Here is a 14,997-nt window from a genome sequence, read left to right on the forward strand (position 1 = left end):
GCATGTGCGGTATTGTCGGCGTTCTGGGGGATCACGAGGTTGCCCCAATCCTGGTCGAAGCGCTCAAACGGCTGGAATACCGAGGCTATGACAGCGCGGGCATCGCCACGGTCAACAACGGGGTACTGGATCGCCGCCGGGCCGTGGGCAAGCTGGTCAACCTCAGCGACCTTCTGGTCCACGAACCGCTTGCCGGAAAATCCGGCATCGGCCACACCCGCTGGGCCACCCATGGCGCACCGACGGTCAGCAATGCCCACCCCCACCGCGCCGGCGCGGTCGCCGTGGTCCACAACGGGATTGTCGAGAATTACCGCGAGTTGCGAGCCGAACTGGCCGAGCTTGGTATCACCTTTGCCACCGAGACCGACACCGAAACCGTGGCGCTGATGACCGAGCGCTACATGCGCGAGGGGCTGGGCCCGGTCGAGGCGGCCTATCGCACGCTTGACAAGCTCGAAGGCGCCTTTGCCCTGGCCTTCCTCTTCGATGGCGAGGAAGACCTCATCGTTGCTGCCCGCAAGGGCAGCCCGCTGGCCATCGGCCACGGGGACGGAGAGATGTTCGTCGGCTCGGACGCCATTGCGCTCGCCCCGCTGACCGACAGGATCACCTATCTGGAGGAAGGCGACCGCGCGACCGTCACCCGCAAGGGGGCCGAAATCCGGGATGCGCATGGCAAGCTGGCCAACCGCCAGATGCGCACCATCCGCCTCGACAGCACGCGCGTCGACAAAGGCGGCTACAAGCATTTCATGGCCAAGGAGATCGCGGAACAACCGACCGTCATCGCCGAGGCGATCCGTTCGTACCTGCCAACCGGATCGGACAGCGTTCAACTGCCCGGTGAAACGATTGACTTTGCCGCTATCGACCGGCTGACCATGGTCGCCTGCGGCACCGCATATTACGCCTGTCTGACGGCAAAATACTGGTTCGAACAACTGGCTCGGCTACCGGTCGAAGTGGATGTCGCCAGCGAATTCCGCTATCGCGAGCCGCCGATCCCGGCGCGCACATTGGCCGTTTTTGTCAGCCAGTCCGGCGAGACAGCCGACACTCTGGCGGCCCTGCGGTATTGCCGGGACAAGGCGGACAACATCCTTTCCGTGGTCAATGTACCCGAAAGCTCGATCGCCCGCGAAAGCGATCTGGCGCTGCCCATCCATGCGGGTGTCGAGGTCGGCGTCGCCTCGACCAAGGCTTTCACCTGCCAACTGAGCGTGCTGCTGATGCTGGCGCTCAAGGCGGCATGTGACCGGGGAATGCTCTCTCCCACGGCGATGGCCGACCATGCCGCGGCGCTGCGTGGTCTGCCATCGGCGCTTAACGCGGCGCTGGACCAGAACGATACCGTACGGGCCGCCGCGCAGAAACTGAGCGAAGCCCGCGACGTGCTGTTCCTGGGCCGTGGCCTGATGTATCCGCTGGCCCTGGAAGGGGCCCTGAAACTCAAGGAAATCAGCTATATCCACGCCGAAGCCTACGCGTCGGGAGAGCTGAAGCACGGACCCATCGCATTGATCGACCAGCAGATGCCCGTGGTCGTCCTGGCGCCGCGCGATGCGCTGTTCGACAAGACCGTTTCGAACATGCAAGAGGTCATGGCCCGCAAGGGCAAGGTGATGCTGATCTCGGATGCGGATGGTCTGTCCGAGGCCCGCGAGGGCGTCTGGTCCACCATTCAGATGCCGCATGTGCATCCGTCGCTGACCCCCATCCTTTATGCGGTTCCGGCGCAATTGCTGGCCTATCACACCGCCGTGGCCAAGGGGACCGACGTGGACCAGCCCCGCAACCTGGCAAAATCGGTGACGGTGGAGTGACAAGATGGCCAAGCAGTTTCCCCGGATAGACGAGGCGCATCGCGCCTTCATCGAAGAGCAGCACATGTTCTTCACCGGTTCGGCCGGCCCCGAGGGTCGCGTCAACATCTCGCCAAAGGGGATGGATTCGCTGCGCGTCCTTGGGCCGAACCGCATCGTCTGGATGAACATCACCGGCAGCGGCAATGAAACCGCCGGGCATCTGCTCGAAAACAACCGGATGACCCTGATGTGGTGTTCTTTCACCACCCGGCCCCTGATCCTGCGCTGCTACGGAACCGCCAGCACCCTGCATGCCGGTGATCCGGGCTGGGACAGCCTTGCGCCGCTCTTCCCCGCCCATCGCAGCGCGCGCCAGATCTTCGATGTCTCGGTCGATCTGGTGCAGACCTCCTGCGGCTATGCCGTGCCGTTCATGGAATACACATCAGAACGTGACACGATGCAGAAATGGGTCGATGCAAAATCGGATGACGACATCCGCGCCTATTGGGTCGAAAAGAACCAGACGACCATCGACGGCAAACCCACCGGCGTACCGGTCTGAGACCGGCACCAGAGGACACCCCGATGCTAGCACACTATCTGGACCAGATCGGCGCCCATGCCGACCCTGAGCGCGCCATCGAAATGGCCGCCTATCACAAGGTTCCGCGCCGGTATCTGGGGGTCTCGAATCCCGTGCTGAACGACCTGACCAAAGCGTGGCGGCAGGATCTCGACCTGCCCGACCGTGTCGCCCTGGCCGACGCGCTCTGGCAGACCGACATTCACGAGGCCCGGTTGGCAGCGGCAAAACTCCTGACGCAGGCGCGGATCAGACCGGATGGAGAGGTCTGGGCACTGCTCACCTCATGGCTGCCGGATTTCGATGCATGGGCCGTCGCCGACCATGCCGCGATGGCAATGCAGAAACGTCTGGTTGCCGATCCGTCCCGTCTGAACGAGGTCGAAGACTGGACCCGGTCGGATCACATGTGGACCCGGCGCGCGGCACTTGTTGCCACCCTGCCCTGGGCCAAGATGAGCAACCCCAAACCCGCCGATACCGCGGCGCGCGACCGTATCCTGGGCTGGGCGGCAAACTATGTGCCCGACCGCGACTGGTTCATGCAAAAGGTCGTCGCCTGGTGGCTGCGCGACCATTCCAAACACGATCCCGAGGCGGTGCGCGCCTTTTTGGCCGAACATGGCCCGGCAATGAAACCCTTTGCCCGCAAGGAAGCGGGCAAATACCTCGGCGATCAGTTGGAATAGACGTCAAGTTCGACCAACTCGTCGATCGGTGCCAGGAGCGCGCGCATCGCCTCCAGCGACAACCGGCTGCCCGCTCCCGGATCCCCCGCGACCGGGATCAGGGTGACATGTGCCGTCGCCCCGGTCTTGCGCACCACCACGCGCCCGTTGCGTTCCTGACTGACCAGCGTTGTCTCCATCCAGCGTCCCGGAACCGTAGGATCGCCCAACCCCGCGATGGTCTGCCTTGCGCCGACCCAACCGGGCTGAATATCGGCCGCCTCCTGAACCGGCTCGGCGACCGCCTCGGGTTCTTCCGGCGCTTCGGTTTCGGATGCTTCGGTTTCCGGTGCTGCGGTCTGCGCAACCGGCTCGGAACGGTTGAACAGCTTGTCGGTGGTCGAGCGGACCCGGTCACAACCGGCCACAAGGATCAGGGAAATCAGCAAAACGTATCTCATATCGCTACCCTAATCATTGGCACCGGTGACTCGCCAGCCCTAACCCATAAGGACACTTGCCGCAGGCGGTGTGCCGCTTTACCTATGTGGCCATGACAGCTCCACTGATCGACCCTTTCGCGCGTGCCATCACCTATCTGCGTGTCTCCGTCACGGACCGCTGCGATTTTCGCTGCGTCTATTGCATGTCGGAAAACATGACCTTTCTGCCCAAGAAAGATCTGCTGACGCTGGAAGAGCTGGACCGCATGTGCTCGACCTTTGTCCGCATGGGGGTGGAGAAGTTGCGCATCACCGGCGGCGAGCCGCTGGTGCGCCGGGATATCATGACCTTTTTCAACGGCATGACCCGACATCTGGACAGCGGCGCGCTGAAAGAACTGACGCTGACCACCAATGGCTCGCAGCTGGAACGCTTTGCCGATCAGCTTTATGCCGCAGGCGTGCGCCGGGTGAATGTCTCGCTCGATACGCTGGACGATCAGAAGTTCGCCGACATCACTCGCTGGGGCCGGTTGCCACAGGTGCTGCGCGGCATCGACGCGGCCCAGCGCGCGGGGCTGAGAATCAAGATCAACGCGGTGGCGCTCAAAGGCTTCAACGAGGAGGAACTGCCGCGCATCACCGAATGGTGCGCCGAGCGCGACATGGACCTGACCTGGATCGAAGTCATGCCGATGGGCGATATCGGCAACGAGAACCGGCTGGACCAGTACTGGTCTCTCAAGGACGTGCGCGCCCGCTACACCGAACATTACACCGTCACCGATCTGGCCGAGCGCAGCGGCGGCCCCGCGCGCTATGTGCGGCTGGAAGAGACCGGGCAAAAGATCGGCTTCATCACTCCGCTCAGCCATAATTTCTGCGAAAGCTGCAACCGGGTGCGCCTGACCTGCACGGGCGAGCTGTATATGTGCCTCGGGCAAGAGGACATGGCCGACCTGCGCAAACCCCTGCGCGATCATCCGGGCAGCGAGGAACCGCTGGAACAGGCAATCCGCGCCGCCATCGGGTTGAAACCCAAGGGCCATGATTTCGACTATTCCCGCCAGCAGGTCGACGGCAGGATGTCCCGGCATATGAGCCACACGGGCGGCTGAGCATGTCCGGCCCCGGCCTGTCGCCGACCCCGCTCTATCACCTGTATCGCGCGGCCTCAGCTGTGCTGGTGCCTTTCGCCTGGCGCACGGTCCGCAAGAAACTGCGCCGCGCCGATGTGCCGCTGGAGCGTCAACACGAACGGCTGGGCCATGCCAGCCTGCCACGCCCGCCCGGGCGGATCGTGTGGTTCCATGCCGCCAGCGTCGGCGAAAGCCTGTCGGTGCTGCGGCTGATCACCCGCATGGGCGAGCGGATGCCAAACCTCGAATTCCTGATCACCTCGGGTACGCCCACCTCGGCCGATCTGATCGCGCGGCGGATGCCGCCGCGCTGTCGCCACCAGTTCGCGCCGCTCGACGGGCCGGGCCCGGTGGCGCGGTTCTATCGCCACTGGCGCCCCGACGCGGCGGTCTTTGTCGAAAGCGAGCTTTGGCCGCGCATGATCGTCGAGGGTGCTCGCGCGGGCGTGCCGCTGGCCCTTCTCAACGCCCGCCTGTCGGAAAAATCGGTGCGCGGCTGGCAACGCTTCCCGGATACCGCGCGCTTCCTGCTGGACCGTTTCCGCCTGTTCCTGACCCAGAACCAGCAGACCGCCGACAACCTCATAGCCATGGGTGCCGACCCGGCACGGGTCACGCCCGGAACCAACCTCAAGGCAATGGCCGGACCTCTGCCGGTCGATGCCGCCCTGCTGGAAGACATGCGCGCCGCCATCGGCCCCCGCCCGGTCTGGGTGGCCAGTTCCACCCATCCGGGCGAGGAAGAGGTGGTGCTGGAAGCCCATCGCCAAATGCTGGCCGACCATCCCGACCTCTTGCTGCTGCTGATCCCGCGCCACCCCGAACGGGGAACCGAGGTGTCGGCCCTGATAACAGGTGCCGGGCTCACCTCCGCCCGCCGCAGCAGCGGCGAGACCATCACCCCCGGCACGCAGGTCTATCTGGCCGACACGCTGGGCGAGACCGGCACCTGGTACGCGCTTTGCCCGCTGGTCTTCCTCGGCGGCTCGCTGCGCGAGATCGGCGGCCACAACCCGTTCGAACCGGCCCAGGCGGGCGCGGCGGTGATCACCGGACCGGGCTATTTCAACTTTGCCGAAACCTATCAGCCATTGATCGCCAGCGGCGGCGCGATAGAGGTGACGGACGCCGCTCCGCTGGCCCACGCCGTGCGTCACTGGCTGGACGACAAGCCGGCGTTCGACACCGCCCGCACCCAGGCCCGCGCACTGGTCGCCGCGCAGGAAACCGCGCTGGAGGGTGTCATCGACACCCTGACAACCCGGTTGGAGCTTGGCTGATGCCCGATCTCTTCGTCACCAATTTCAACCGTAATTTCACCGGCGTCTCGGCCACGGCGGCAAATGTGATCCGCCAACAGGTCGCGACCCACGATCTGGCACTGGTGGGCCACGCCCTGCCCGGCTGCCCCACACCGATCAGCGCCCGCGCCGCCCGCGCGCTGTCACGCACGCCACCGCCGGGCAAACCCTTTGCCATCTGGCACGTGCGCCGCAACCCCGAAATGCAGACCGCGCTCTGGGCGCGCGATGTGCTGCGCCTGCCGATCCGCATCGTCTTTACCTCGGCCGCGATCCGGCGGCATTCGGCCTTTCCGCGCTGGCTGATCAGCCGCATGGACGCGGTGGTGGCCACATCCGACGCGGCGGCAAGCTTTGTCCCGCATGTGCGCGCGGTGGTGCCGCATGGCGTCGATACAGATCGCTTCACCCCCGCCCCCGACCGCCCCGCCGCCTGGGCGGCGCAGGGCTATGGCGGCACATTCGGCATTGCCACCATCGGTCGGGTGCGCCCGGAAAAGGGCACCGATCTCTTTGTCGAGGCGATGCTGCGCCTCTTGCCCGAGATGCCGGGCGCGGTGGCGCTGGTGGTGGGCCGCGCCACCAAGGAACATCAGAAATTCGCCCTCACCCTCAAGGACAAGGTGCAGCGCGCCGGCATGATCAACCGCATCCGCTTTATCGACGAGGTGCCGCCCGACCGCCTGCCGGACCTGATGCGCGCCCTGTCGCTGGTGGTGCAACTACCGCGATACGAGGGCTACGGCATGGTCCCGCTCGAAGCGATGGCCTCAGGCGTACCCTTTGTCGGCTCGGATACCGGCTTCTTTCGCGAATTCTCGGCCCAGGGCCGGACCGGGCGGGTGGTACCGCTGGAAAACGCAGGCCTCGGGGCCGAGGCCGCCCATGCCCTGCTGGCTGACGCGGATGTCCATGGTGCCGCCGCGCTAGCGGCCCGTGATCTGGCGGTGGACAGCTTCAGCGCCGCGCGCGAGGCCGCAGGCATCGAAGCGGTCTATCGGCACCTCTGGTCACAGGGCTGACTGCCGCTTCTTTCTGGTCGCAAATACTCTCGGGGGTGAATTGGCCTGAAAGGCCAAGAGGGGGCAGACGCCCCCTCCTCCTCTTCCTCAGGCCGCAGGCATCCGCTGTTCGACGATCCCGGCCCACCAGCTGCATCCCGCCGGAATGGCCTCGTCGTTGAAGTTGTATTCGGGGTGATGCACCATCGCCGTGTCGCCATTGCCAACCAAGATATAGGCCCCTGGGCGTTCCTCCAGCATATAGGCGAAATCCTCGCCCCCCATGACCAGCGCCGCCTCCTCGCAGCCCCCCGAGACGTCGCGCGCCACCTTGGCGGCGAACTCGGTCTGCTCGTCCGAGTTCACCATCACCGGATAGCCCCGGATATAGCGTATATCGGCCGAGCCACCAAAGGTGGCCGCGATGCCCGAACATATCTCGTGAATGCGCTTCTCGGCCAGGTCGCGCATCTCCTTGGACATGGTGCGCACGGTGCCCTTGATCTGCACCCGCTGCGGGATCACGTTGAACGCCTTGGACGAGGTCTCGAACGAGGTGACCGAGACCACCACCTGATCGATCGGATCGGCATTTCGGCTGGCGATGGTTTGCAGCGCCAGCACCGCCTGCGCGGTCATCACCGTGGTATCGACCGTCTCATGCGGCTTGGCCGCATGGCCACCGCGCCCCTCAAACGTGATGTCGAACTGATCGGTGGCGGCAAAGAAGGCACCGGGACGAATCGCGAAACTGCCCACGGGCGCGCCGGGCCAGTTGTGCATGCCGTAAACCTCCTGGATGTTCCAGCGGTCCATCATGCCATCCTCGCACATCTCTCGGCCGCCGCCGCCGCCCTCTTCGGCAGGCTGGAAGATCACCACCACGGTACCGTCGAAATTGCGGGTCTCGGCCAGGTACTTGGCAGCGCCCAAGAGCATCGCGGTATGGCCGTCATGGCCACAGGCATGCATCGCGTTCGGCGTCTTCGAGGCATAGTCGAGCCCGGTCTGCTCATGGATCGGCAGCGCGTCCATGTCGGCGCGCAGTCCGATCACCTTGCCCTTGCTGTCGTTCTTGCCCTTGATGACACCGACCACACCGGTGCGGCCGATGCCGGTCACAACCTCGTCACAGCCGAACTCTTGCAGCTTTTCGGCAACCAGCGCACTGGTCCGGTGGGTTTCGAACAGGATTTCCGGGTTTTCATGGATATCCCGGCGCCATTCGGTGATCTCGGCCTGCAATTCTGCAAAGCGGTTCTTGACGGGCATAGTGTATTTCCTCTTGCGTCACATCAGGGGTTAAGCGGCATCCGCTGCTCGGCCAGCGTGGCGAACCAGCTGCACCCGGCGGGGATGGCCGCGTCGTTGAATTCATAGGCGGGATGGTGCAGATCGGCGCTGTCGCCATTGCCCAGAAAGATGAAGGCACCGGGGCGTTCGGCCAGCATGTCGGCGAAGTCCTCGCCGCCCATCACCGGGTCGATGTCGGTTCTGATCCGGCCACCGACCTCCTGTGCCGCCGCCGCCGCATATGCCATATGGGTCGGCGGGTTTATCGTCGCCGGCACCAGCTCCATATAGTTCAGCTCCGCACGCGCGCCATGCGCCTCGGCGGTGGCGGTGGCGACCGCTTCGATCCGGCTGCGGATCAGGCTTTGCACCTCGGGGTGCAGGTAACGCACCGTGCCCTTGATCAGCGCATTGTCGGCGATGACGTTATGGGCGTCACTGTCTGTGCGCAGCGAACACACCGACAAGACCGCCGGTTTCAGCGGATCGACATTGCGCGCCACCACCTGTTGCAGGGCCACGGTCAGCTGTGCAGCGGCCAGCGTGGCATCTGCCGTCAGATGCGGCATCGCCCCGTGACCGCCCCGGCCCTGCACCCGGATTTCAAAGAAATCCGTGGCCGCCATCAACGGGCCTTCGCGCAGGGCGAACTCTCCGACCGGCAGGCCCGGCCAGTTGTGCAGACCATAGACCTCGCTCACGCCGTACCGGTCCATCACCCCATCGGCCAGCATCGCCTTGGCGCCGCCGCCGCCCTCTTCGGCGGGTTGGAACAGCAGCACCACGGTGCCATCGAAATTGCGGGTCTCGGCCAGGTATTGTGCAGCCCCCAACAGCATCGCAGTATGGCCGTCATGGCCGCAGGCATGCATCTTGCCCGCATGGGTCGAGGCATGCGGCAGCCCGGTCGCCTCGGCAATCGGCAGCGCATCCATATCGGCGCGGAACGCCATCACCCGGCCCGAACCGCTTTCGCGCCCGTGAATGACACCCACAACTCCGGTCTGCCCGACCCCGGTTTCCACCATGTCGCAACCAAAGGCGCGCAGCCGCTCGGCCACCAGCGCACTGGTGCGGTGTTCCTCGAACCGGATCTCGGGATGGGCATGTATATCGCGGCGCCATTCGGCGATCTGATCCTGCAATTCGGCAAATCGGTTCTTGACCGGCATAGTCTCAGTCCTTCTCAGGCAGCGGGCATGCGGCGTTCGACCATTTCGGCGAACCAACTGCATCCGGCGGGTATGATCTCGTCGTTGAAATTGTATTCGGGGTGGTGCAGCCCGGCGCTTGGCCCGTTGCCGATCATGATGAACGCCCCCGGGCGCGCCTCTAGCATGAAGGAGAAATCCTCGCCCCCCATCACCATCGCCGCCTCACCACAGCCGCCCGAGACCAGCTCGGCCACCTCGGCGGCATGGCGGGTCTGTTCCTCGGCATTCACCGTCACCGGCACGCCGCGTTCGTAATTCACCTCGGCCTTGCCGCCAAAGGTGGCGGCAATCCCCTGAACCACCTCGCCAAGACGCCGTTCGATCAAATCGCGCATCTCCCCCGAATGGGTGCGCACCGTGCCCCGAAGGGTGGCCGCCTGCGGGATCACGTTGAACGCCTTCGACGAGGTCTCGACCGAGGTCACCGACAGAACCGCTTGCAGGATCGGGTCGGTATTGCGCGACACCACCGTTTGCAGCGCCACGATCATCTGCGACAGCATCACCGTGGTATCGACCGTATCGTGTGGCTTGGCCGCATGGCCGCCGCGTCCTTCGAGATGGATCTCGAACGTATCCGCCGCAGCCAGCAGCGGCCCCGGGCGGATCTTGAAATGACCGGCGGCCAGGCCCGGATTGTTGTGCATGGCATAGACCTCCTGCACCCCGAACCGGTCCATCATGCCGTCCTTGACCATTGCCTCGGCGCCATTGCCGCCTTCTTCGGCGGGCTGAAAGATCACCACCGCCGTGCCGTCGAAGTTCCGGGTCTCGGCCAGATACTTGGCCGCGCCCAGCAGCATCGCGGTATGGCCGTCGTGACCACAAGCATGCATGGCACCGGGAATGCCCGAGGCATAATCGAGCCCCGTCTGTTCCTGCATCGGCAGCGCGTCCATATCGGCGCGCAATCCCACGACGCGGCCCGCCGTGTCGCTCTTGCCCCGGATCACACCGACAACGCCAGTACGCCCGATGCCGGTCACCACCTCGTCACAGCCAAACGACCGCAGCTTGTCCGCCACCATGGCAGAGGTCCGGTGCGTCTCGTACAGGATCTCCGGGTGCCTGTGGATGTCGCGCCGCCATTCGGTGATTTCGGCATGCATTTCGGCAAGGCGGTTCTTGATCGGCATCCTGTGTCTTCCTGTCTGTTCGGCCCGCTCAGGCGGCGGGCATGCGTCGTTCGACGATCTCGGCAAACCAGCTGCACCCGACCGGGATCGCCTCGTCATCAAAGTTATAGGCCGGGTGATGGCATTGCGCGGTGTCGCCATTACCAAGGAACATATAGGCGCCGGGCCGCTCTTCCAGCATGTAAGAGAAATCTTCGCTGGGCATGATCGGCGGCGTATCCTCGTCGACATTGCCAGCCACCGCGCGCGCGGCCTCGATTGCGTGTTGGGTTTCGGCGTCCGAGTTTATCGTGACCGGATAGCCGGGTGCCCAGTTCACCACCGCCGTTGCCCCATAGGCGCTGGCGATGTCGGTTGCCACACGGCGCACCCGGTCCTCGGCGATGGCGCGGTATTCGCTGTCCAGCGTCCGCACCGTGCCCGTCATCCGCACCGTATGCGCAATGATGTTCGACGCGTCGCTATCGGTCTTGAACGTCCCCACGGTCAGAACCACCGATTTCAACGGGTCGATATTGCGCGACACGATGGAATGCAGCGACACCACGATCTGCGAGGCGACAAGCGTCGTGTCAATGGCATCATGGGGCGAGGCGGCATGCCCACCCTTGCCCGTCACCACAATCTCGAAATCATCGGACGAGGCCATCAGCGGCCCGGGCCGGATGGCGAAAGTCCCCACAGGAATTCCGGGCGCATTGTGCATGCCATAGACTTCCTGGATGCCCCAACGGTCCATCAACCCGTCGTCGCACATCGCCTTGCCGCCCGCGCCGCCCTCTTCGGCCGGCTGAAAGATCAGCACGACCGTGCCATCGAAGTTGCGCGTCTCGGCCAGGTACTTGGCCGCCCCCAAAAGCATCGCCGTATGCCCATCATGGCCGCAGGCATGCATCTTGCCCGGTACGGTCGAGGCATAGTCAAGCCCGGTGATCTCGGTGATCGGCAGCGCATCCATGTCGGCGCGCAGGCCAATCACCCGCCCCTTGCTGTCGCTTTTGCCCTTGATCGTCGCCACCACGCCGGTCTTGCCTACCCCTGTGGTGATGTCGTCGATCCCGAACTCCTTCAGGCGTTCGACAACGAAACCCGCGGTTTCATGCACATCGTACATAAGCTCGGGGTTCGCATGCAGATGACGCCGCCATCCGGTGATCTCGGGATGCAGATCGGCAAGTCGGTTCTTTATCGGCATATCTGTCTCTCCTGCTGTTCTGCGACAAGCATCATGCGGCCAAACGGTCGATCAGGCGGCGCATGAACGCATGTCCGGCTTCGAACTGCGCCACGGATATGAACTCGTTCGCCTGATGCGCCTGGGCGATGTCGCCCGGCCCACAGACCACGGCGGAATATCCCGCTTCCTGGAACTGACCCGCCTCGGTGCCATAGCTGACCACATGGCCGGCGTTGTCACCGGTCAGGGCGCGGGCAAGCCCCTCGGCCTCGCCTTCTTGCTCGGGCACCAGCCCCGGCACACCAAACCGGGTTTCCACATCAATGCGGGTCTCCGGGTGAATGGCCTGCATCGCCTGCTCCACCTCGGAGATACGGCCCAGGATGCGGCTCCGCCAGTCTTCATGCGGCTGGTCGGGGACCGCCCGGAACCCCAGATCGAACCGGCACTGGCGCGCGGTGATGTTCTGCGCGGTGCCGCCCTCGATCAATCCCGTGTGCAAGGTGGTAAACGGCGGATCGAACATCGCCGCCACATCCGACGGCGCGCGCGAGGCTTCCGCCGCGTTCACCTCGTTGGCCCATTGGATTACCCGCGCGGCCTCCATCACCGCGCTGACGCCGGTATGCATGATCGAGCTATGCACTTCGTGCCCCCAGACCTCGATGCGAAAGGTCTGTCCGCCCTTGTGACCGGTCACCGCCTGCATCATCGACGGCTCGCCCACGATCACCGCGCTGCCCTTGGGCAGCAGCTTCTGCATCTCGGCAATCATCGGCGGCGCCCCGGTGCAGCCAAGCTCCTCGTCGAAACTCAGCGCCAGCTGCAACGGGCGCTGCAACCCTCGATGGTGCCCCTCGACCAGCGCCCAGATCGCCAGCGCGTCAAAGCCCTTCATATCGCAGGTGCCGCGCCCGAAATACTTGCCGTCCCGCTCGACCACGGTGAACGGGTCGCCGTCCCAGTCCTGCCCGTCGACCGGCACCACGTCGCTATGCCCCGACAGAACAACCGCCCCCTCGACACGGGGGCCGGCATGCGCCATCAGCGCGGCCTTGTGCGGCTGTTCAGGGTCAATCCAGCGGTGGGTCTCGATCCCATGGCCCGTAAGATAGTCCTCAAGCCAATCCACCAGCGGCAGATTGGTGTCCCGGCTGACGGTCGGGAAAGACACAAGCTTGGTCATGATCGCCAGCGGTGATAATCGCGCGGCCATTTTCTTCACCCAATCAGTAACCGCTGTCCGTGGTCAGCACATAGTGACCCGGCTCGACCTCGTCATAACGCGACGGTTCCGGCACATAGCCGATCGGGTGGATCGGCGACGGGATCGGCTTGAAGTTCAGATCCTTCTCCGACTTCCGCTTTCTGGGATCGGCAATGGGAACCGCCTTCATCAAGGCCTGCGTATAGGGATGCTGCGGGTTCTCGAACACCCGCTCGCGCGTGCCAAGCTCGACGATACGACCCAGATACATGACGCCCACATTGTGGCTGACCCGTTCCACCACCGCCATATCATGGCTGATGAACAGATAGCTGAGGCCAAGATCGGCCTGCAATTCCATCATCAGGTTCAGAACCTGTGCCTGCACCGACACATCGAGCGCCGACACCGCCTCGTCCGCGACGATCAGCTTGGGGTTCAGCGCCAGCGCCCGGGCGATTGCGATCCGCTGCCGCTGACCGCCCGACATCTCGTGCGGATAGCGGCGCATGAAACTGCGCGGCAACTGCACCCGGTCGAACAGCGAGGCAACCCGGTCCACCAGCTCCGACCCGCTGGCAACACCATAGTTGCGCATCGGTTCGGCCACCTGCTCCAGCAACTGCATCTGAGGGTTCAACGACGCGAACGGGTCCTGGAAGATCATCTGCATGTCCAGCCGCGCCTTGCGCAGCCCCGACTGGTCGAGCTTCACCACATCGACGCCGTCCAGATTGATCTCGCCCGCCATGGGTTCGACCAGACGCAAAATGGATCGCCCGGCGGATGATTTACCACAGCCCGATTCGCCCACAAGGCTCAGCGTCTGCCCCTTGTTGAGGGTAAAGGACACGTCCTCGACCGCGTGAACATTGGCAATCGTGCGGCGAAAGAATCCCCCTTTGACCGCGAAGCGCGTCGTCAGCCCCTTGACCCGCAGCAGCGGCTTGTCGGTGCCCATTATCGGTTCGATCTTCTGATCCGCGACCCCCATCAGCTTCATTGGCTCGGGCGCGGCCTTGCCCCGCATTTCCCCCAGCTTCGGCACCGCCGCCAGCAGCGCCTTGGTATACTCGTGCTGCGGGTTCTCGAAGATTTCCTCGACGGTGCCTTCCTCGACCTTGTTGCCCCTGAACATGACGACCACGCGGTCCGCCATCTGGGCAACCACCGCCATGTCATGGGTAATGAACATCACCGCCGTCCCGGTCTCGCGCTTGAGCCGGTCCATCAATGCCAGGATCTCAGCCTGGATGGTCACGTCCAGCGCAGTCGTGGGTTCATCCGCGATCAAAAGGCGCGGCCGGCACGCCATCGCCATCGCGATCACCACCCGTTGGCGCATCCCGCCGCTGAGTTCGTGCGGATACTGCTTCAGACGCCGCTCGGGTTCCGGGATCCGAACCTCTCGCAACAGTTCCAGCGCCCGCGCCTCGGCCTGCGCCTGGCTGAGGCCGCGATGCACCCGCAGCCCCTCGGTCAGTTGTCGGCCCACCGTAAAAACAGGGTTCAGCGCCGTCATCGGCTCCTGAAAGATCATTCCGATCTCGTTGCCCCGGATGTCGCGCATCAGGTCCTGGTCGACCCTGGCCAGATCCACTTCGCCACCGTCACGGCGATCAAACAAAAGCTGTCCACCGGCGATATCACCCCCGCCGAATTCGACAAGCCGCATCAGCGACAGCGACGAGACGGATTTGCCGGACCCTGATTCGCCTACAATGCACACGGTCTCGCCGGGACGCACCTCGAACGACACGTCTTCGACCCCCACGACCGGACCATCCTTGGTCTGGAATTCGACTCTCAGTTTCTTGATCTGGGCAATAGGCTGATCCAGCACGCGCGCGCTCCCTTTGGTCGCCTTATGTTTTTGTTTGGCAAACGCTACGGCTGTCGCTGGCAAAGAGTCAAACGCATTGACCGTTTTCCCAACGGCAAGGCTTGCATTTTTTCAAAACTCTGTTTCGATACGCGACGTAACCGTTGTGGGGGAAGCAAACGACATTCGCGTAACGCGAGCT

Annotated in this window: 13 protein-coding genes; 6 read left to right on the forward strand and 7 right to left on the reverse strand. The window is 64.2% G+C overall.

Annotation, left to right across the window (positions count from 1 at the left end):
• Positions 1-2: 2 nt before the first annotated feature.
• The 3 genes from glmS to G0P99_RS07200 are packed head-to-tail and all read left to right on the forward strand — an operon-like array spanning position 3 to position 3,083.
• A complete protein-coding gene (gene glmS, locus G0P99_RS07190) occupies positions 3-1,826 on the forward strand; it encodes a glutamine--fructose-6-phosphate transaminase (isomerizing) (RefSeq protein ID WP_164128707.1) in 1,824 nt (607 codons plus the stop codon).
• A 4-nt stretch (positions 1,827-1,830) separates the two neighbouring features.
• On the forward strand, positions 1,831-2,373 hold the full coding sequence (locus G0P99_RS07195) for a pyridoxamine 5'-phosphate oxidase family protein (protein ID WP_164128708.1): 543 nt from the start codon (positions 1,831-1,833) through the stop codon (positions 2,371-2,373).
• A gap of 23 nt (positions 2,374-2,396) precedes the next feature.
• Positions 2,397-3,083, forward strand: a complete 687-nt coding sequence (locus G0P99_RS07200; RefSeq protein ID WP_164128709.1) for a DNA alkylation repair protein — start codon at positions 2,397-2,399, stop codon at positions 3,081-3,083.
• Here the strand turns inward: G0P99_RS07200 and G0P99_RS07205 are convergent.
• The gene (locus tag G0P99_RS07205; RefSeq protein ID WP_164128710.1) at positions 3,071-3,523 is read right to left on the reverse strand and encodes a hypothetical protein; all 453 of its coding nucleotides are present in this window, start codon (positions 3,521-3,523) and stop codon (positions 3,071-3,073) included. The two genes, G0P99_RS07200 and G0P99_RS07205, sit on opposite strands and share 13 nt — an antisense overlap.
• A gap of 92 nt (positions 3,524-3,615) precedes the next feature.
• On the opposite strand from G0P99_RS07205, the gene moaA reads away from it, so the two are divergent.
• The 3 genes from moaA to G0P99_RS07220 are packed head-to-tail and all read left to right on the forward strand — an operon-like array spanning position 3,616 to position 6,967.
• Complete coding sequence (moaA, locus tag G0P99_RS07210) at positions 3,616-4,623, forward strand: GTP 3',8-cyclase MoaA (RefSeq protein WP_164129248.1); 1,008 nt, start codon at positions 3,616-3,618, stop codon at positions 4,621-4,623.
• Positions 4,624-4,625: 2 nt separating this feature from the next.
• The gene (locus tag G0P99_RS07215; RefSeq protein ID WP_164128711.1) at positions 4,626-5,924 is read left to right on the forward strand and encodes a 3-deoxy-D-manno-octulosonic acid transferase; all 1,299 of its coding nucleotides are present in this window, start codon (positions 4,626-4,628) and stop codon (positions 5,922-5,924) included.
• Positions 5,924-6,967 carry a glycosyltransferase family 4 protein gene (locus G0P99_RS07220; RefSeq protein ID WP_164128712.1) on the forward strand — a complete coding sequence of 348 codons (1,044 nt, stop codon included), beginning with the start codon at positions 5,924-5,926 and terminating at the stop codon, positions 6,965-6,967. Before G0P99_RS07215 ends, G0P99_RS07220 begins: the two co-directional genes overlap by 1 nt.
• An 87-nt stretch (positions 6,968-7,054) precedes the next feature.
• On the opposite strand, the gene G0P99_RS07225 is transcribed toward G0P99_RS07220, so the two are convergent.
• Genes G0P99_RS07225 through G0P99_RS07250 form a run of 6 tightly spaced genes read right to left on the reverse strand, consistent with a single transcriptional unit; the run spans position 7,055 to position 14,816 of the window.
• Positions 7,055-8,218 carry a M20 aminoacylase family protein gene (locus G0P99_RS07225; RefSeq protein WP_164128713.1) on the reverse strand — a complete coding sequence of 388 codons (1,164 nt, stop codon included), beginning with the start codon at positions 8,216-8,218 and terminating at the stop codon, positions 7,055-7,057.
• Between the two features lie 23 nt (positions 8,219-8,241).
• On the reverse strand, positions 8,242-9,411 hold the full coding sequence (locus tag G0P99_RS07230; RefSeq protein ID WP_164128714.1) for an amidohydrolase: 1,170 nt from the start codon (positions 9,409-9,411) through the stop codon (positions 8,242-8,244).
• A gap of 14 nt (positions 9,412-9,425) precedes the next feature.
• A complete protein-coding gene (locus G0P99_RS07235) occupies positions 9,426-10,589 on the reverse strand; it encodes a M20 aminoacylase family protein (RefSeq protein ID WP_164128715.1) in 1,164 nt (387 codons plus the stop codon).
• Positions 10,590-10,617: 28 nt separating this feature from the next.
• On the reverse strand, positions 10,618-11,784 hold the full coding sequence (locus G0P99_RS07240) for a M20 aminoacylase family protein (protein ID WP_164128716.1): 1,167 nt from the start codon (positions 11,782-11,784) through the stop codon (positions 10,618-10,620).
• Between the two features lie 31 nt (positions 11,785-11,815).
• Complete coding sequence (gene argE / locus G0P99_RS07245; protein WP_164128717.1) at positions 11,816-12,982, reverse strand: acetylornithine deacetylase; 1,167 nt, start codon at positions 12,980-12,982, stop codon at positions 11,816-11,818.
• A gap of 13 nt (positions 12,983-12,995) precedes the next feature.
• Positions 12,996-14,816, reverse strand: a complete 1,821-nt coding sequence (locus G0P99_RS07250; protein WP_164128718.1) for an ABC transporter ATP-binding protein — start codon at positions 14,814-14,816, stop codon at positions 12,996-12,998.
• Between the last annotated feature and the right edge of the window lie 181 nt (positions 14,817-14,997).

This window comes from Ruegeria sp. PrR005 (assembly GCF_010500245.1).
Classification (GTDB): Bacteria; Pseudomonadota; Alphaproteobacteria; order Rhodobacterales; family Rhodobacteraceae; genus Ruegeria_B; species Ruegeria_B marisflavi.